Source organism: Mesorhizobium sp. L-8-10, from assembly GCF_016756635.1.
GTDB lineage: Bacteria > Pseudomonadota > Alphaproteobacteria > Rhizobiales > Rhizobiaceae.
The window spans coordinates 353,494-371,597 of record NZ_AP023263.1; the positions used below are offsets into that span (position 1 = coordinate 353,494).

The following is an 18,104-nucleotide window of genomic DNA, read 5'->3' on the forward strand; positions in this document are numbered from 1 at the left end:
ACTGCCGACGATCGCCACGCAGGAGCCGCCGATCAGTCGGGAAAACTCTCCCGGCGCCGCAGATAAGGTCTGAAGCCTGCCCTCTCGTAGGTGGCGACGGCGCGCGGATGATCGTTGGTATCGGTGTGCAACCAGACCCGCTGCGGCGACAAGGCCCAGCAGGCGCGAAGTGCACCGTCCAGCAAGTAGCGGCCGAGCCCCCTGCCCTGCGCCTCTGGCACCAGGCCGAAATGCACGAGTTCGACAGTGTCGCCGCCGAAGTCAGCGAATTCGCAAAGCCCGACAGGACGCCCCTCGGCCCGCAGCACATAGACGGGGTTCGAGGGCTCGGCGAGCAGACCGTCGAGCGTCGCCGCATCCATGCGCAGCCTCTGGTCCCACTGAACCGCTTCGCCAACAGCCCTGTAGATATCGAGATAGGCAGGGCGCGACAGGCGCTCGCGGGCCACGCGGACGCCCGCGCCGGGCGCCTCGACTGGCGGCAGCGACGGCGGAGAGATCATCTCCATGTAAGTGACCAGAAGATCGACCATAGAAAGCGAGCAGCGAGTAGATAGAGAATGCGAATTCCTCGCGGTCAATCTTCCCCGAGTTCTTCCCTATTCGCTACTCCCTATTCGCTATTGGCTCCCTCACGCATCCTTCTCGGCCTGCTCGTTGACCGGGCCGGGCTCGGCCGGCGCGTCGGCCGAGGCATGTTTCGGGCCGCCCTTGGCGACGCCGACCATCGCGGGCCTGAGCACGCGCTCGCCGATCGAATAGCCCGGCTGCACCACCTGCACGACCGTATTGGCCGGAACGTCGGGATTGGGAACCTCGAACATCGCCTGGTGGAAGTTGGGGTCGAACTTCTCGCCTTCCGGCGACAGCTTCTTGACACCATGGCGTTCGAGCGCCGCGAGCATCGCGCGCTCGGTGATCTCGACGCCCTCGATCAGGGTCTTGAAGCCGGCATCCCCAGCGGCCTTGGCCTCAGCCGGGATCGCATCGATGGCACGACGCAGATTGTCCGAGACCGACAGCATGTCGCGGGCGAAATTGGCCATGGCATAGGAGCGCGCGTCATGGAGTTCACGCGCGGTGCGCCGGCGCAGATTCTCCATATCGGCCGCGGCACGCAGCGCGCGGTCCTTCAACTCCTCGTTCTCCTTCATCAGCTTGACGACGACCTCATAGTCGCCGCCGGTCTCAGCGCCCGCAGCTTCGTTGCCGTTCGCGGCCTCGTTCAGCGCGGTCTCATCGGGCGCGCGTTCGTCTTTTGCCTGGTCGCTCATCGCCGTCTCTCGAATAGTTCCTGAAGTCGCGCCCGATATCGATGTTCGGGTCGCAAAAATCAAGGGGCGGAGGGGGACCCCATTCCTAGCCGAACCCACCCGAAGCGAAAGCTGCCAAGGGGGCTTGCGCGGCTTCGCCCACGCTTCACCTGACTAAACTCTTCTCTTGCCGCAGGCTCTTGGAAACCGTGGACACTTTTCCGAAACCTGCTTAGCCGGAAATGCCGACGCCGCCGACCGGTTCCGTCTCCACATGGGAATCGAACCCGGCGATCATCGGCCGCGCCTGGGCGATGGCCGCCTGCACGGCAGGCAGGGACAGCGAGGCCTTATGGCTCGCCGCACCATCCCAGACCTCCGTGATCCAGATCGCATCGGCATCGGCGGGATCCTTCGCCACGACGTAACTCAGGCATCCCGGCATCGCCTCGGTGCCCTCGAGCAGGATTGCGATCAGCGCATCACGTTCGCCGGGCCGGGCTCGCATCTTGCCGATAAGACCGAACATATTCTCCCCCGTGGTTCAGCGCATCATTCGGCTGATCAGTTGCGCCGTGTAGTCCACCATCGGCACGATGCGCGCATAATTGAGCCTGGTGGGGCCGATGACGCCCAGCGCGCCGATGACGCGCGCATCCTTGTCGCGATAGGGCGCCACCACCAACGACGAACCCGACAGCGAGAAGAGCTTGTTCTCCGACCCGATGAAGATGCGAACGCCCGATCCCTGTTCGGCAAGGTCGAGCAGTTGCATGAGCCCGTCCTGAGTCTCCAGATCCTCGAACAGATGCTTCAACAGTTCGATATCGGCCTGGGCCGTGACGTTTTCGAGCAGATTGGCGCGGCCGCGCACGATGAGCCGGGCCGGCAACCCGCTTTCGGCGCCGGCCCAGACGGCGAGCCCGCGCTCGACCAGATCCTGCGAAAGCGTGTCGAGCGCGGCCTTTGTCTCGTCCTTGAGTCGTGAGATCTCGCCACGCGCCTCGGCCAAGGTACGGCCGCGTATATGGGCATTGAGGAAATTCGAGGCCTCGTGGAGTTGCGAGGCGGTGACGCCGGCCGGCAGGTCGAGCACGCGGTTCTCCACGTCGCCGGCCTGCGAGACCAGAACGGCGAGCGCCCGCGTCGGCTCGAGCTGGATGAATTCGATATGCTTCAGCGCCACCTCGTTCTTGGCGGCCACGACCAGACCCGCGCCACGCGACATGCCCGATAGCATCAGCGTGGCCTCGGTCAGCACATGCTCCAGCGTCGCGCCGCTGCCCGATGCCTTGACCTGGGCCTCGATCACCCGGCGCTCCTCGTCGGAGAGGTCGCCCAGTTCCATGAAGGCATCGACGAAGAAACGCAGGCCACGTTGGGTGGGCAGCCGGCCCGCCGAAATATGCGGGGCATAGATGAGGCCGAGATGCTCCAGGTCGCTCATCACGTTGCGCACGGTGGCGGGCGACAGCGACTGCGGCAGCATGCGCGACAGGTTGCGTGAGCCCAGCGGCTCGCCGTCCTTGAGATAGGTATCGACGATCTGGCGGAAGATGTCGCGCGAACGCGCATCGAGTGATTGCAGTGTCTGATCCACGACCGGTTTCGTCATCGACGAGGAAAGCTCCTGATGACCGATGATATAGACAGGCTGGCGGGGAACTCAACGGCCCGCGGCAAAGCGGCGTGGCTAGAAGGTCAGCTGCTCTCTACGAAGGAAATCATTGAAGCTTAGGTGCTCCACGCCTTCAGCCTTGCAGATATTGGGAATACGCCTTTTCTTCGTGCTAGGGTCTTCCGACACCAGCCTTTCCATGCTGACGACCGGCAAGCCAAGAGTCTTCGCAAGAGCAATGATGGTAAGATCATTCAGGCAGATCGTCTTGGCCGATCCGCCGGTGAACTCGGAGATGAAGTCCTTGTGATCAACCTGCATCCGCTGGGCGTGCTCGATGTAGGTTCGCCAATCCCAATCCTCGCCGACTTCCAGTACGATCGTCGATTTGTTTGCGATCAGGCACGCGCCCACGTCGCCGGGGATGTGGCACATTTCATCGTGAATTTCGGTTGTGGCGCCGATCAGTCCGTCCTCGACTCGTTCGCAGAACCCCGCCCACATCGTCTTGTGAATGTCTTCTGGCATCGTTTCCAGCGGATTCGAGATTCCAGATGTATCGAAGCAATACCTCCTCACGGCACACCGAAATGATCGCGTATGTCGTAAAGATGCTGCAGGTTCTTTATGCCCATATACTGAGCCGCGTTGTGATTTGTTATGCGGCCGTTCGCCCAGGCCTCCATAACAAGGCCGGTATAAAGATCACCCAGCGCGTTCTTGTACCTCGTACCATAATACGATGCTCGTCCAAAGGCTCGATAGTTAGCCTCCTCTTGGTCGAAATGAGGCTTTTTTATCTCCCAGTAGTAGAGGCGATCCACATAGCCGAGATGCACTAGGCGAATGAGCATCGCATGGGGGCTAACCCGGAAAGCGCTTGCCGCTGACGACAGGCGATCATCCGATATGGAATCAAGACGACGCGCGGGCACCTCGCCGAGAAGCTGAATCACCGCCTCTTTGGGCATCAGGAACGACGCGGCAAACTGATCGCACCAAGCCTCGGTGTGTGTCTTGCCTCCTTGATTCGGATGCGCAAGCGGCGCGATGATGCCGCTCTGCCGCAGAACGACGTGCGCCAGTTCGTGCGCCAGGGTAAACGCCTGCGCGCTAGGCGCCTCGTTCCCGAAAACCACGGTTGGAAGAGGAAACTCGACGAGGCACATGCCTCGGGCGCCTAGCTCGCCGAGCGACGTGTCCTTTAGCGTAAGGATTCCGACTTGCTCAAGCTTCCGGCGAAGAATGTTGGGCAGTTGAGCGCGCTCCTGTGAGCTAAGTGCGAGCTGCGCGTCGATGGTGAAATCCATTGCCTTGCGTGCTTCAACCGCGGCACTTTCAACCCGTGTCTCGACCGTGGCAAAAAGGTGCTCGGGGAACACCGGAGGTTCCTCGCCGAGCTCCTGAAACAGGTCGAGGGCATTTGCCCTCTGAGCTTCAGCCCAGGACTGAATGTCTTTCAGGGCTCGCTGGTTCTCGTCGATGTCGACGCCCCGGTGGGTGCGAAAATCAGGAACCATCGCTGCCTCGGGAAGCTCAAGCGGCTCCTTCAGAAAGAACTCGATGAACGACCGATGGTAGAGATCAGCAAGCGCACGCGCCTGGTTAACGGTAGGAACCTCGCGTGCCTCTTCCCAGGCGACGATCCGCTCGGGCTTCTGTTTGAGGCGATGTGCGACCTCCTCGATCGATTGGCCGCGACGCTCCCGTGCCCAGCGAAGCATCGCCGGGTTATAGGATGGTCTCTCTTTCTTCGCGACAGCAGCCATTGCGGTTCAACGCTATTCGGTGACGGTCGATCCCGGTAGGGTCATTGTTGATCTGAGTTGTTAATATCGGCTTTGCGAATGCGATTCCCAAGCTCGCATGCAGATGCCGAGGCACAGGGCTGATTTCGCCCGGGACACATCGTTTCGGCGGGGGCTCGACTCCCTCCTGTCGCGCCAAAAAGCCCGTTTTCCTTTGCGCTCGACCGGGCATGGGGCTAAAAGCGCGCACGATTCCGGATTTCCAGGTGAAGAAAGACCCCTTGATGCGCCCCTCAAAACGCCAGTTCGACGAAATGCGCGCGATCTCCTTCGAACGCGGAGTGTCGAAGCACGCGGAAGGGTCGTGCCTGGTCAGGTTCGGCGACACCCATGTGCTGTGCACGGCCAGCCTCGAAGAGAAGGTGCCGGGCTGGATGCGCAATTCCGGCAAGGGCTGGGTGACAGCCGAATACGGCATGCTGCCGCGCGCCACCGGCGAGCGCATGCGCCGCGAAGCCTCGACCGGCAAGCAGGGCGGCCGGACGCTGGAGATCCAGCGGCTGATCGGCCGTTCCCTGCGTGCCGTCGTCGACATGCAGGCGCTCGGCGAGCAGCAGATCACCATAGACTGCGACGTGATCCAGGCCGACGGGGGCACCCGCACGGCGGCGATAACAGGCGGCTGGGTGGCGCTCCACGACTGCCTGCGCTGGATGGAGGCGCGCAGCATTGTGAACGTCTCCAAGGTACTGAAAGACCATGTGGCGGCGATCTCCTGCGGCATCCATGACGGCCAGGCTGTCATCGACCTCGACTATATCGAAGATTCCTCGGCTGGAACCGACGCCAATTTCGTCATGACCGGCAAGGGCGGCATCGTCGAGATCCAGGGCACCGCCGAGGGCGAGCCCTTCAGCGAGGAACAGTTCGCCGCGCTGATGGCGCTGGCCCGCAAGGGCATCACTCGGCTGGTGAGCCTGCAGCAGATGGCCGTGGCGTAGCGCCGGAGCCGAGATGACCCCGTCCGCCATCCTCGAATCAGCACTCTACGTGACCGATCTCGACGCGGCGGAGCGTTTCTACGGCGAAGCACTGGGGCTGGCGCCGGTCGGCAAGGTCGCGGGGCGGCATGTCTTCTTTCGTTGCGGCCAGGGCGTCCTGCTGCTCTTCAACGCCGCGGCCACCCGTGTCCCTCCACCATCGGACGCAAGGCTGCCCGTGCCGCCGCATGGCACGGCCGGCCAGGGCCATCTCTGCTTTTCGGCGACAGCCGAGGAGATCGATCGCTGGAAGGCCCGTCTTCAGGCCGAGGGCATCGTCATCGAGGCCGATTTCCAATGGCCCCAAGGCGGGCGCTCTATCTATTTCCGTGACCCGTCAGGCAATTCGATCGAGTTTGCCGAGCCGCGTATCTGGGGTTTGTGATGCATCATCTGAACGACAAGAAGATCGTCGTGGCCAGCCACAATGAAGGCAAGCTGCGGGAATTTTCCGAGTTGATGGGGCCGTTCGGCTTCGAGGCGAAGTCGGCCAGGGAATACGGCCTGCCCGAGCCCGACGAGACCGGTACGACTTTCGAGCAGAACGCCTATATCAAAGCGCTCGCCGCCGCCCAGGCGACAGGCCTGCCCGCCCTTTCGGACGATTCCGGCCTCGTCGTCGATGCGCTGAACGGCCAGCCCGGCGTCTACACCGCGAACTGGGCGGAGAAGCCCGACGGCACACGCGACTTCGCCATGGCAATGCAGAAGACCGAGGACGCGCTCCGGGCGGCGGGCGCGGTCCAGCCCGCCGATCGCACCGGACGCTTTGTCGCCGTCATCTGCCTGGCTTGGCCGGACGGCCATGCCGAATATTTCCGCGGCGAGGCGGAAGGCAAGCTGGTGTGGCCGCCGCGCGGCCAACTCGGCTTCGGCTACGATCCGGTGTTCCTGCCGGATGGGCACCTGCGCACCTTCGGCGAGATGCCTGCCGCCGAAAAACACGGCTGGGCGCCTGGCCAGCCCGATGCGCTTTCCCACCGCGCGCGCGCCTTCCAGAAGTTCGCCCGCGCCCGCCTCGGCTCGCCATGACCGAACGCGACGCCCGGGCGCCCGGCTTCGGCGTCTACGTCCACTGGCCGTTCTGCGCGGCCAAGTGCCCCTATTGCGACTTCAACTCGCATGTACGGCACCAGCCGGTCGACCAGCAACGCTTCGCCCGCGCCTTCGCCGCCGAACTCGCCACGATGCGCGCCCGCACAGGGCAGCAATGCGTGACCAGCATCTTCCTCGGCGGCGGCACGCCGTCGTTGATGAAACCCGAAACAGTGGCGGCGGTGCTCGATGCGGTCGCGGCCAACTGGACGATCGCCGACGGTGCCGAGATCACGCTCGAGGCCAATCCGTCCTCGGTCGAGGCGGACCGCTTTCGCGGCTACCACGCGGCCGGCGTCAACCGTGTCTCCCTCGGCGTGCAGGCGCTCGACGATCGCGACCTGAAGTTCCTCGGCCGGCTGCACAATGTCGCCGAGGCGCTGCACGCAATCGGCCTTGCCCGCGAGATCTTTCCGCGCCTTTCCTTCGACCTCATCTATGCGCGTCCGGGCCAGACACCCGAGGCTTGGCGCGCCGAGCTCGAACAGGCCATCGGCCACGCCGCCGACCATCTCTCGCTCTACCAGCTGACCATAGAGGAAGGCACGCCCTTCCATGCGCTGCATGCGGCGCGCAAATTCTCCATCCCCGACGGCGAGCACGCGGCCGAACTCTATGCCGTGACGCAGGAGGTGACGGCCGAGCACGGCCTGCCAGCCTATGAGATCTCCAACCATGCCCGGCCAGGTGCGGAAAGCCGGCACAACCTGACCTATTGGCGCTACGGCGAATATGTCGGCGTAGGCCCCGGCGCGCATGGCCGCTTCGTCGAGAACGGCCGCCGGGTGGTGACCATCGCCGAACGCATGCCGGAAACCTGGCTGAACCTGGTCGAGGCCAAGGGCCACGGCGTGACGGGAGGCGAGGTGCTGTCGCGCTCCGAGGAGGCGGACGAGTTCCTGCTGATGGGCCTGCGGCTGGCCGAAGGCATCGACCTTGCCCGCTACGAAGCCTTGTCGGGTAGGGCACTTGCCACGGCCCGGCTGTCGATCCTGCAGGAGGAGGGGCTGGTCGCGGCGATCGGCAATTCACGCCTGCGCGCAACCGCTGCCGGCATGATCGTGCTCGACGCAGTGGTCGCCGACCTGGCGCGGTGATGGTGGCCAGAAGACCCTATTGTCGGGCTATTGAATATCGGCCCTGCGAAGCCATATAGTCATGTTGGTCACGTTGGCTATGGAGGCTCGAGATGACTACGCCTGAGACAGGCCCGGCCGAAGCTGCAACGTGGACTCTGGCGCGGGCAAAGGCAAAGCTCTCCGAGGTCGTTGACCGCGCCCAGGCTGAGCCCCAGTTGATCACACGCAACGGCAAGCCGAGTGCGGTGATCGTCTCAGCCGAAGAATGGGCGCGCAAGACAACGCGCAAGGGAAGCCTTGCCGACTTCCTGCTCAATTCACCATTGCGTGGCACCGATATTGAGATAGATCGGCATCACGACGCACCGCGTGACATAGCTCTGTGAGCTACCTGCTGGATACCAACGTCCTGTCTGAAGTCCGACGTCCGGCGCCAAGCCCAAAGGTTCTCGCCTGGCTCGATGAAGTCGATGAGGACAGGTCGTTCATAAGCGTCATTTCACTCGCTGAGCTTCGTCGTGGCGTTCTCCTGATGGACGATGGGCGACGAAGGGAGGCGCTCGCTGCCTGGCTGGTGCATGATCTCCCCGACCGTTTCGCCGGCCGGATCCTACCAATCGACCCTGAGACCGCCGAGCGATGGGGAGATCTCATGGCCGAAAGCCAGAAGATCGGAAGGGCGCTTTCAACGATGGACGGGTTCCTGGCCGCGACCGCACTGGGCAGGCAACTCACTCTGGTGACGCGAAACACCAAGGACTTCGCGTCCTTTGGGGTTCCTCTTCTCAACCCATGGGAGCTGTAGCCGCTGCCTGGGTCGGAACTTGCCAAGCAAGCTTGCAGAGCTGACGAGTGCTTTGCAACATGCCCCCGGCCATGTCAAAGAATGGCCGATAAGAACCCACGAGAGGCCACGGGTGCAGCAGACCGAAGCCAAGCGCTCCTATGTGATCGCCCAGACCGAGATCGCCGCGCGGCCGCTCGAGCCGGCGCTCTATCTCGTGGCGACGCCGATCGGCAACCTCGCCGACATCACGTTGCGCGCGCTGGAGGCGCTCGCAGGCGCCGATGTCGTCGCCTGCGAGGACACGCGTATCACCCGGGTGCTTCTCGACCGCTACGGCATCCGGCAGAGGCCGGTGGCCTATCACGAGCACAATGCCGCCGAGGCCGGGCCGCGATTGATCGAGGCGCTCAATGGCGGCAGGAGCGTCGCGCTCGTCTCCGATGCCGGCACGCCGCTGGTCTCGGATCCCGGCTTCCGTCTCGTCGGCCAGGCGCTCGAAGCCGGGATCCGCGTCGTCCCGGTGCCGGGCGCGTCGGCCGTGCTCGCGGCACTCACCGCCTCGGGCCTGCCTTCGGACGCGTTCCTCTTCGCCGGCTTCCTGCCGGTCAAGGACGGACAGCGGCGCTCGCGGCTCGATGAGTTGAAGCCGGTGCCGGCAACCCTAATCTTCTTCGAATCGCCGCGACGGCTGGCCGACACGCTGGCCGCCATGGCCGGCGTGCTCGGCGAAACCAGGCAGGCGGCGATCGGCCGCGAGTTGACGAAGACTTTCGAAGAGATGCGTACCGGCACGCTCGGCGCGCTCGCCGCACATTATGCCGAGGCCGAAACGCCGAAAGGCGAGATCGTCATCTGCGTCGGGCCGCCGACTGCCGCGGCCGAAACCGCGCCCGAAACGGTCGACCGGTTGCTTCTGTCGCTGGCCGAGGAGATGCCGGCGTCCAAGGCGGCGGCCGAAGCCGCCCGCATGACCGGCGGCAGGAAACCCGACCTCTACCGGCGCCTGCTGGAACTCAAGAATGCCGGCTGACCGCCTCAGGGCCTATCGCCGCGGCCATCGCAGCGAGTGGATCGCGGCGCTTGCGCTCCTCGTCAAAGGCTACCGCATCGTGGCGCGGCGCTTCCGCACCAAGCTCGGCGAGATCGACCTCGTCGCACGTCGCGGCGATTTGGTGATCATCGTGGAGGTCAAGGCGCGGCCGACGCTCGCCGAAGCCATGGACGCGATCGGCTGGGCTTCGCAGCGCCGCATCGAGGCCGCGGCCGACCTCTGGCTGGCCCGCCAGCCCGATCATGGAAGGCTGTCGATGCGTTTCGATATGGTCGCGGTGCTGCCACGCCGCTGGCCGGTGCATGTCGAGAATATTTTCCAGGGCCGGAACTGAGGCGGCAACAGTCGAGCTTGCCGCGCTCCGGTTTCGGGCTACTCTTCCTTCGAAACCAAACCTGGGAGCGAACAAAATGTGCCATCACTGCGTCATCGAGAAAGTGAAATCCGACATGCTGAGCCGCCGCAGCTTCTTTGCCGGCGGGCTCGCCGCGGCCGGAGCGGCGGCGATCGCGGCGACGGCCGCGCCGACGCCGCTTCTGGCGCAATCCGCGCCGGCCAGGGCCGAGGACCTGACGCATGAGCTGTTCGACAAATTCCCTACTTATTTTGGCGGCCAGCAGCTCTTCATCGAACAGAAATTCAACTTCAAGGAGCACACTTTCAATCTCAATGAATGGCGCATCAACGAGCATACAGGCACTCATATCGACGCGCCGCTGCATTTTTCCGCGGATGGCAAGTCGGTCGCGGAACTGCCGGTGGAGGACCTGATCGCACCGCTCGTAGTCGTCGACATCCGCGCCAAGGCGGCGGAGAACCCGGATGCGCAGGTTACCCCCGACGACCTCGAGGCCTGGACATCTGCCAATGGCGAACTGCCTGATGGCGCCGTGGTGGCCATGCTGTCGGGCTGGGGCGCGAATGTCGCCAACGACAAGTTCCGCAATGTCGGAGACGACGGCAAGACGATGCACTTCCCGGGGTTCAATGTAGAGGCGGTGCAGCAGTTGCTCGAAACGTCGACCAAGGCCATCGCCGTCGACACGCTGTCGCTCGACCACGGCCCCTCGCCCGATTTCATCGTGCACAATACCTGGCTGCCGGCCGGCCGCTACGGCATCGAGGGTGTCGCCAATCTCGACCGGCTTCCGGCCAAGGGCGCGACCATCATCGTCGGCGCGCCGAAGGTGAGGGGCGGCACCGGCGGCCCGGCACGGGTGTTCGCGCTGGTCTGAAGCAGGACCGCCGCCAGCGCCCCGCGCAGGAGACTCGGGGAACACCGCTGCCAGTCGCGAGAGTGCGCTTGGTGGCGGCGCTCTATCGCCTGGTCACCGCCATCGGCAGGCCGCCTTCCGGTTGCGTGGTGAGCTTCTGCACGGGCCAAGGCCTGGTTTCGCCGACGGTATCGAAACGATAGAGTTTGAGCAGGACGGCGAGCGCGATCACCGCCTCCTGCATGGCGAAGCTCGCGCCGATACAGACGCGCGGGCCCGCACCGAAGGGAAGATACTGGAAGCGGTCGATCTTCTCGCGATTGCCGGGATGGAAACGCTCCGGCAGGAAGGCCTCGGGATTTTCCCAGTTCTTCCGATGGCGATGCACCGTCCAGGGCATCACAAGCACCTGGGCACCCCTGGGCAGCACCAGGTCCCTGTAATGGTCCGTCTCCACCGGCTCGCGATTGATCGACGGCGCCGGCGGGTAAAGCCGCAGCGCCTCCTCGAAGGCGGCCCGCGTCAGCGGCATGGCCTCCAGCCACTTGACCGGGTCAGGCTCGCGCGCCGTGACCGCGTCGATCTCTGCCTCGATCCGCTTGCGCTCCCAGGGCGCCTCCGCCAGGCAGTAGATCGTCCAGCCGAGTGCGCGCGCCGTGGTCTCGTGGCCGGCGCCGATGAAAGTGATGATATTGTCCTCGATCTCCGCGCGGTTCAGCCCCTCGGGGCCTTCGGCACGCAGCAGAAGCGTCAGGAAATCCTCGGCCACGCCGTCCGGATCGCGCCGCATGCGTTCTTCCCGCATGGCGACCGTGTCGGACACGATCTTGCGGAAATAGGCCATGGTCTTGCGCCCGCGCAGCCTTGTGACGCGCGGCAACCAGTCGGGCGCGCGCAGCAGGTCCAGCGGATCGACGCGCCCCATCGTCTCGAACAGCCGGTCGATCTGGTGGGAGAAGCTGCCGGGCTCGCCGGCGATCTCGCCCGAGAACAGCGTCTCGGCCAGGATCTCGTAGGTGAGCATGGTCATGTCGCGGGCGACGTCGGTCGTGCCGACGAGATCGTCGTAGCGTGTGGCGAATGCTTCCGAGCACCGCAACATCGAGCCCGCGAAACCGTGGATATGGCGCGGCGTGAAAACCGGCGCCATGGCCTTGCGCGAGCGCTTCCAGACCTCACCCTCGGCGGTCAGCAGCCCGTCGCGCAGGATCGGGCGCAGGATCTTCTGGCGCACGGTCGCCATCTTGTAGTTCCTGGCATTGTCCACCAGCACGTGGCGGATGAGGCCGGGATCGTTGGCGATGACGAGCGGCCCGCCGATACCCGAGACGGAAATCCACGGTTCGTTGTAGGAAGGCTCGCCCCACAATTCGAGCGGGTTGCGGTAGACGATGCGGATCATCTGCAGCGTCGACGGCGGGCTGGTGCGCGGTTTTGGCGCAGGCGGCACGAAAGGGGCGGGCACGGTATCCATGGCTCAACATCAATGTAGGAGCCGCCGCAGCGCGCGTCCATGCCGCGACAAGGCAGCCGGCCGTGCATCGACCGAACGCGCCTGGGGACGAACATCCGGGCAGCCGCAATCGATTGGGGATCAAGAGTTACCCGAAGTTTAGTCGGTCACCTCGAAGTGCCTTCTTGCTTCGCATGTGAAGCATCGCCTATGTGCCGGTCACCATTGGATACTCTTGACCAAAAGGAAACCGACTTGGCACACCAGCTCAACATCGTCATCGCCAGCACGCGGCCCGGACGCGTCGGCCCGGTCTTCGCCCGCTGGCTGACCGAATTCGCCAGGGAACATGGCAAGTTCGAGCCGGTGCTGGTGGACCTCGCCGAGTTCAACCTGCCGATCTTCGACGAGCCGAGGCATCCGCGGCTGGGTGAGTATGAGAACGACCACACCAAGGCCTGGTCGCGCTCGGTGAATGCGGCCGACGCCTTCGTCTTCGTTACGCCCGAATACAACTATTTCGCGCCGCCGGCGCTGGTGAACGCGATCAGCTACCTGACGCGCGAATGGCAGTACAAGCCCGCGAGCTTCCTGAGCTACGGCGGCATATCGGGCGGCCTGCGCGCCGTGCAGGCCGAGAAGCAGCTGCTGTCGACCCTGAAGGTCGTGCCGATCCCGGAAGGCGTGCCGCTGCCGAACTTCCCGCAATTCCTCGATGCGGACGGCGCCTTCGCGCCGACCGATATCGTCGCGACCGGTGCGGCGACGATGCTCGACGAGCTCTATCGCTGGAGTGAGGCGCTGAAGCCTTTGCGTTCCGCCTGAGCGTTCACATCAGCCAACGCGCTTCGCAATCACGGCATCAGGGCCACGGGCATCCGTTCGCGGCCCGCTGCAACGAGCGCATCGATCAGCCGGTGCACGCGCAGCGCCTCTTTGCCGGTTACCTGGGGCTCGCGACCCGACGCGATCACTTCGATGAAATCGGACATGACCGCTCGATGATAGTCGTGCGGGAAGGCCATCGGGTCGGTGCCGGAGCCCCCCATAGTGCCGTCGGGCGCGATCTCGACCTTGCGCCCGTCCTGGAATGCTACGGTCAATGCCGTGCCCGCGAGCGAGGCGCTGCCTTTCGAACATGTGAGATCAATGCGTTCCGGGAAACCCGGATAGGCTGACGTCGTCGCATCGATCGTGCCGAAGGCGCCGTTGGCGAAACGAATCGCTGCGCAGACCATGTCCTCGGCCTCCATATTGTGAACCGGCGTCGTCCCCACGAAGCCGGTCACTTCGGCGACCGGGCCGGCGAGGCGCAGCATCAGGTCGAGCGTATGGATCCCCTGCGTGAGGAGCACCCCACCGCCGTCGCGCGAGAAGCTGCCGCGCCCGGGTTCGTCATAGTAGCTCTGCGGCCGCCACAGGCGGATGATCGCCGAGCAGCCGACGATCGCACCGAGCTCTCCCGAGCTCAGTATTCCCGCGAGTTCCATGGCGGACGGGCGGAACCTGTGCTGCAGCACGATGCCGAGTGTGACGCCGGCATCGCGGCACAATCCGACCAGTTCCTCGGCGCGGGCGGTCGAGATCTCGACCGGCTTTTCGAGCAGCACATGCTTGCCCGCCACGGCGCATCGGCGGACGATGTCGAGATGGGTGTTGGGCGGCGTGAGCACCAGAACCGCATCGACGCCCGGGTCGTCGAGGATCGTCTCCAGCTTGTCGCAGAGCGGGAACGGAAAGCGCTCGCCGAATGCCTGCCGCCGTGCCACGCTCGGACTGAAGGCATGGGCAACTTCGACGCGATCCGACAAATCCATGACGCCCCGGGCGTGGGGCGACACCGCCATACCGAGGCCCACGATGCCGATCCGTTTCTTCATCTCCTCCCCCGCCGTTCAAGCATCTCTGACGCCGCAACGACTGTAGCGATCACCCGTTTGCGTGAACAGCGCAGCGGTTACGACGTCTCCTCGAGGGCCCGGCGGATCGGCAGCGACCGGATCCTTCTGCCGCCCGCGGCGAAGAGCGCGTTGCAGAGCGCGGGTGCGGCCGGCGGCAGGCCCGGCTCGCCGAGCCCTCCCCAGGCCCCGTCGCTCGAGACGAAGTGCACCTCGATGGCGGGTGTTTCGCCCATCGTCATGATCGGATAGTTCGGGAAGTTTGTTTCAACGACCGCGCCGCCATCCAGCGTGATCTCCTCGAACAGAGCCGCGCCCAGCCCCATCAATATCGCGCCCTCCACCTGCGCGCGCGCCGTATCGGGGTGGATCACAGTGCCGCAGTCGACCGCCGCGACCACGCGATGGACGTGCGGCATACCGTCGGCGCGGAGCGAGACCTCGATCACTTCGGCGACGACGGTGCCATAGCTTTCGGCGATCGCAATGCCGCGGCCGTGGCCGGCGGGCAACGGCTCTCCCCAGCCGGCCTTTTTTGCGGCCGTCTCCAACACCTTGCGCTCGCGCGAACCCTCAGGCAGCAGGGACCGGCGATATTCGAAGGAATCCTGCCCCACGGCATGGGCGAGTTCGTCGACAAAACTCTCCATCCAGTAGGCGTGCTGCGTGTGAGCGACGGCGCGCCATGTTCCGGTACGGACATGGGTGGCGAAGTCGATCGCACGGATCGACTGGTTCGCGATCGTGTAGGGCAGCGCAAAACCCTCGTTGCGCGTGGGACCGGCGAGGAAGGTCTGCAGCCAGGCAGTCGGTCGCCCGTCCCGCCCCAACGATGCCTTCATGACGGTCGCCAGCGCGGGCCTGTAGGCACCGTGGGTGAATTCCTCCTCCCGCGAAAGGATCAGCTTCACCGGACGCGGCGAAGCGGCCCGCGCCAGCGGCACAATGTGATCGAGATAGTCGGCTGAGACCGGAATCCGCCGGCCAAAGGACCCGCCCGCCGCCAGGCCATGGAAGGTCACCGCGTCACCGGAAAGACCCGAGAGCTCGACAAGTTTCGCCTTGGTGCCGAGCGCATCCTGCTCGCCGCCCCAGACCGTCAGCCGGCCCTCGGCGAATTGGGCGGTGATGTTGATCGGCTCCATCGCTGCGTGATGGAGGTAGGGGACCCGGTATGTTGCCGTGATCCGGCGCGTCTCGGCGGCCGCCTCGAACGCCTCGACGGCATCGCCGATGTCGACCATGTCGGTTCCGTCGATCTCGGAAAGGGCCCGGTCCTGCGCGGCATGCAAGGCGATCCCATCCAGGACCTTTGCATCTCCGTTAGAGAAACGCAGCTCCAGAGCGTCCACCGCCCGGCGCGCCTGGCACCAGCTCGGCGCGACGACAGCCGCCGCATTGTCGAGCCGCAGGACGTCGACGACGCCTGATATGGCCTTGGCGGGAGCAAGGTCGGCATCGATGAGCCGCCCGCCATGGACAGGCGCCGACCGAAGCGCGGCATACAACATGTCGGGGAGCTTCAGGTCGATGCCATAGCCGAAACTGCCGTCGGTCTTGGCCGGAATGTCGAGACGTCCCGGCGACGTGCCGGCGATGCGCCATTCGCCCGGCTGCTTGAGCGGCGCGCCGTGCGGCACCGGAAGCCGCGCCGCCGCCTCCGCGAGCTCGCCGAAACGCGCGCTGCGGCCGGAGGCCTGATCGGAGACAATGCCGTCGCGCACCGAGATCTGTGCGGCAGGCACGCTCCAGCGCGTCGCCGCTGCCGTCACCAACATGGCGCGGGCCGCCGCCCCCACGCGCCGCATGCCGAAGCGGCCGGTCATGCGCACGGCGGTCGAGCCACCGGTGATCTGCAGGTCGATGACGCGTGCGATCTCCTCGAAGGCCATGTCGACCGCGCCGTCGACCAAAGGAAACTTCCGGTCCTCGATGATCCAGCCACGGGCCAGGAACTGGTTGGCGAAAGTCCTCTCCCCCGGCGCCCGCTCCGTCCTGACCTTGGACCAGTCGGCGTCGAGTTCCTCGGCGGCAAGCATGGCGAGCGCGGTATGCGTGCCCTGCCCCATGTCGATATGCGGCACATAGACGGTCACCGTGTCGTCCGTCGATATCTTCAGCCAGCCGGCGAGAAGATGTTCGCCCTCGCCCTGCACCTGGCCGATGGCGGCGCGCTCGTAGCTCGCCGCCCAGGCCCGGTATCCGAGCACGAGACCACCGGCCGCGGCAGCCGAGCCGAAAAGGAAGGTCCTGCGGCGCATCTGTGTCCCCTCCGTCAGGCCTCGGATGCAAGCGAACGGATCGCTGCGCGGATGCGCGGATAGGTGCCGCATCGGCAGAGATTGGTGATCGCCGCGTTGATCTCGTCATCCTCGGGCCGCGGGTTTTTGACGAGCAGGGCGGCCGCGGCCATGATCATGCCGGACTGGCAATAGCCGCATTGCGGCACCTGCAGCCTTTCCCAGGCTTGCTGGACCGGATGTCGCCCAGCATCGTTCGACGCCGCGAGCCCTTCGATTGTAATGATCTCGGCACCGGCTGCGGCCCCGACAGGCAGCGAGCAGGATCGTGTGGCAACACCATCGACATGCACGGTGCAGGCGCCGCAGGCGGCAACCCCGCAACCATATTTGGTGCCGCTGAGCCCGACGTCTTCGCGCAGCACCCAGAGCAGCGGCTTCTCCGGCTCGCCCGCGAAGTCGAAAGGCTGACCGTTGATGGTGAGGCGGATCGACATCGGCAACTCCTTCTCCGCTTCCGCGGCATCTTGCTCGGATGGTCAGACTCCCACCTCTTCCCCGCGGCGATAATCCGTCATAGTTTGCACGAACCATGAAGCATGACTTCACAATCGCTGAACGCGACCTTGACGGCATACCGGCCTTCCTCTTGGTCGCGCAGCGGCGCAGCTTTCGCGCGGCCGCGGCCGAGCTCGGCGTTTCACCTTCGGCGCTCAGCCAGACGATCAAGGCCCTGGAGGCGCGGCTGGGCATCGCGCTCTTCCACCGCACCACCCGCAGCGTCGGCCTGACCGAGGCGGGCGAACGCCTCCTCGAACATGCCCGCCCGGCGATGGCCGGGCTGCGCGAAGCGCTCGATGCAGCCCGATCGCTCTCCGGACGCCCGTCCGGCCTGTTGCGCATCAATGCCTCGCGCGGCGTGATCGCCAGCCTGATCGGGCCGGTCCTGCCCTCCTTCTTCGCCGCCCATCCCGAGGTGGAGGTCGAGGTATTCGCCGATGACGGCTTCACAGACATCGTGGACGGCGGCTTCGACGCCGGTTTCCGGCTCGGCGAGTCGCTTCAGGCAGACATGGTGGCGGTGCGCGTCAGCCCGCCCTTCCGCTTCGTGGTCGTCGGTGCGCCGGACTATTTCGCGCGGCGCGGGCGGCCGACGTCGCCGGAAGAGCTGAAGCAGCACGACTGCATCCGCTTCCGCCAGATGAGCTCGCAAGGCATCTACCGCTGGGAGTTGGAACGGGATGGCCATGCCTTCGAAGTCGCGGTCGACGGCCCGTTGATCGTCAACGACACAGCGGTGAGCATCGCCGCCTCTCTCGACGGCATCGGGCTTTCCTATGTGGCAGAGCCCCTGGTCGAGCAAATGGTGGAAGAAGGCAGGCTCGAGCTGGTTCTGCAGGGCTATATGCCGCAGACGCCGGGCATCTTCCTCTATTATCCGAACCGGTCGCACGCACTGCCCAAGCTACGGGCTTTCGTCGCGCATATGCGTCGTGCATTGGCGGATTACATGAAGGCGCGCGAAGGCCTTGGCGAGGGTCGCAAACGCCTGCCGGGCGGGTGACGGATCCGGTCTTTTCCGCGTCACCCCGAACGCAGCGGGAAAGCCCGTCTTTCCCGCCGGAAAT

The 18,104-nt window shown here is 65.1% G+C and carries 21 protein-coding genes; 11 read left to right on the forward strand and 10 right to left on the reverse strand.

From position 1 onward, the window contains the following. Window positions 1-32: 32 nt before the first annotated feature. From JN280_RS01555 to JN280_RS01580, 6 genes are all read right to left on the reverse strand, one after another. Window positions 33-533, reverse strand: coding sequence for a GNAT family N-acetyltransferase (locus JN280_RS01555; RefSeq protein WP_202309793.1), 501 nt, complete (start codon window positions 531-533; stop codon window positions 33-35). Between the two features lie 99 nt (window positions 534-632). Further along, window positions 633-1,274 carry a nucleotide exchange factor GrpE gene (gene grpE / locus JN280_RS01560; RefSeq protein ID WP_202309794.1) on the reverse strand — a complete coding sequence of 214 codons (642 nt, stop codon included), beginning with the start codon at window positions 1,272-1,274 and terminating at the stop codon, window positions 633-635. Window positions 1,275-1,485: 211 nt separating this feature from the next. Further along, complete coding sequence (locus tag JN280_RS01565) at window positions 1,486-1,782, reverse strand: putative quinol monooxygenase (protein ID WP_202309795.1); 297 nt, start codon at window positions 1,780-1,782, stop codon at window positions 1,486-1,488. Window positions 1,783-1,797: 15 nt separating this feature from the next. After that, entirely contained in the window at window positions 1,798-2,868 is a 1,071-nt protein-coding gene (gene hrcA / locus JN280_RS01570) for a heat-inducible transcriptional repressor HrcA (RefSeq protein WP_202309796.1), read from the reverse strand. Window positions 2,869-2,946: 78 nt separating this feature from the next. Next, window positions 2,947-3,450 (reverse strand): DUF4411 family protein, encoded by a 504-nt coding sequence (locus JN280_RS01575; protein ID WP_202309797.1) that lies wholly within the window; start codon window positions 3,448-3,450, stop codon window positions 2,947-2,949. Continuing rightward, the gene (locus JN280_RS01580; RefSeq protein ID WP_202309798.1) at window positions 3,447-4,640 is read right to left on the reverse strand and encodes an ImmA/IrrE family metallo-endopeptidase; all 1,194 of its coding nucleotides are present in this window, start codon (window positions 4,638-4,640) and stop codon (window positions 3,447-3,449) included. Before JN280_RS01580 ends, JN280_RS01575 begins: the two co-directional genes overlap by 4 nt. 263 nt (window positions 4,641-4,903) lie before the next feature. Between JN280_RS01580 and rph the strand changes: the two genes are divergently transcribed. The 9 genes from rph (at window position 4,904) to JN280_RS01625 (ending at window position 10,906) form a co-directional block, all read left to right on the forward strand. Then, window positions 4,904-5,620, forward strand: coding sequence for a ribonuclease PH (gene rph / locus JN280_RS01585; RefSeq protein ID WP_202309799.1), 717 nt, complete (start codon window positions 4,904-4,906; stop codon window positions 5,618-5,620). 13 nt (window positions 5,621-5,633) lie between these two features. Next, entirely contained in the window at window positions 5,634-6,044 is a 411-nt protein-coding gene (locus tag JN280_RS01590; RefSeq protein WP_202309800.1) for a VOC family protein, read from the forward strand. Further along, entirely contained in the window at window positions 6,044-6,691 is a 648-nt protein-coding gene (gene rdgB, locus JN280_RS01595; protein ID WP_202309801.1) for an RdgB/HAM1 family non-canonical purine NTP pyrophosphatase, read from the forward strand. Before JN280_RS01590 ends, rdgB begins: the two co-directional genes overlap by 1 nt. Then, the gene (gene hemW, locus JN280_RS01600) at window positions 6,688-7,851 is read left to right on the forward strand and encodes a radical SAM family heme chaperone HemW (RefSeq protein WP_202309802.1); all 1,164 of its coding nucleotides are present in this window, start codon (window positions 6,688-6,690) and stop codon (window positions 7,849-7,851) included. Before rdgB ends, hemW begins: the two co-directional genes overlap by 4 nt. A gap of 92 nt (window positions 7,852-7,943) precedes the next feature. After that, a complete protein-coding gene (locus JN280_RS01605) occupies window positions 7,944-8,219 on the forward strand; it encodes a type II toxin-antitoxin system Phd/YefM family antitoxin (RefSeq protein WP_202309803.1) in 276 nt (91 codons plus the stop codon). Beyond that, on the forward strand, window positions 8,216-8,638 hold the full coding sequence (locus JN280_RS01610) for a type II toxin-antitoxin system VapC family toxin (RefSeq protein ID WP_202309804.1): 423 nt from the start codon (window positions 8,216-8,218) through the stop codon (window positions 8,636-8,638). Before JN280_RS01605 ends, JN280_RS01610 begins: the two co-directional genes overlap by 4 nt. A 112-nt stretch (window positions 8,639-8,750) precedes the next feature. After that, window positions 8,751-9,650, forward strand: coding sequence for a 16S rRNA (cytidine(1402)-2'-O)-methyltransferase (rsmI, locus tag JN280_RS01615; RefSeq protein WP_202309805.1), 900 nt, complete (start codon window positions 8,751-8,753; stop codon window positions 9,648-9,650). After that, window positions 9,640-10,005 (forward strand): YraN family protein, encoded by a 366-nt coding sequence (locus tag JN280_RS01620; RefSeq protein ID WP_202309806.1) that lies wholly within the window; start codon window positions 9,640-9,642, stop codon window positions 10,003-10,005. Before rsmI ends, JN280_RS01620 begins: the two co-directional genes overlap by 11 nt. A 76-nt stretch (window positions 10,006-10,081) precedes the next feature. Continuing rightward, complete coding sequence (locus JN280_RS01625; protein WP_202309807.1) at window positions 10,082-10,906, forward strand: cyclase family protein; 825 nt, start codon at window positions 10,082-10,084, stop codon at window positions 10,904-10,906. Between the two features lie 82 nt (window positions 10,907-10,988). Here the strand turns inward: JN280_RS01625 and JN280_RS01630 are convergent, their stop codons facing one another. Continuing rightward, the gene (locus JN280_RS01630; protein WP_202309808.1) at window positions 10,989-12,359 is read right to left on the reverse strand and encodes a cytochrome P450; all 1,371 of its coding nucleotides are present in this window, start codon (window positions 12,357-12,359) and stop codon (window positions 10,989-10,991) included. A gap of 234 nt (window positions 12,360-12,593) precedes the next feature. Between JN280_RS01630 and JN280_RS01635 the strand changes: the two genes are divergently transcribed. Further along, window positions 12,594-13,163 (forward strand): NADPH-dependent FMN reductase, encoded by a 570-nt coding sequence (locus JN280_RS01635; RefSeq protein ID WP_202309809.1) that lies wholly within the window; start codon window positions 12,594-12,596, stop codon window positions 13,161-13,163. Window positions 13,164-13,192: 29 nt separating this feature from the next. On the opposite strand, the gene JN280_RS01640 is transcribed toward JN280_RS01635, so the two are convergent. From JN280_RS01640 to JN280_RS01650, 3 genes are all read right to left on the reverse strand, one after another. Then, the gene (locus JN280_RS01640; RefSeq protein ID WP_202309810.1) at window positions 13,193-14,218 is read right to left on the reverse strand and encodes a Gfo/Idh/MocA family protein; all 1,026 of its coding nucleotides are present in this window, start codon (window positions 14,216-14,218) and stop codon (window positions 13,193-13,195) included. A 77-nt stretch (window positions 14,219-14,295) separates the two neighbouring features. Next, on the reverse strand, window positions 14,296-16,497 hold the full coding sequence (locus JN280_RS01645; RefSeq protein ID WP_202309811.1) for a xanthine dehydrogenase family protein molybdopterin-binding subunit: 2,202 nt from the start codon (window positions 16,495-16,497) through the stop codon (window positions 14,296-14,298). Window positions 16,498-16,511: 14 nt separating this feature from the next. Beyond that, the gene (locus JN280_RS01650; RefSeq protein WP_202309812.1) at window positions 16,512-16,973 is read right to left on the reverse strand and encodes a (2Fe-2S)-binding protein; all 462 of its coding nucleotides are present in this window, start codon (window positions 16,971-16,973) and stop codon (window positions 16,512-16,514) included. 95 nt (window positions 16,974-17,068) lie between these two features. On the opposite strand from JN280_RS01650, the gene JN280_RS01655 reads away from it, so the two are divergent. Further along, window positions 17,069-18,040 (forward strand): LysR family transcriptional regulator, encoded by a 972-nt coding sequence (locus JN280_RS01655; protein WP_202309813.1) that lies wholly within the window; start codon window positions 17,069-17,071, stop codon window positions 18,038-18,040. Window positions 18,041-18,104: the final 64 nt, after the last annotated feature.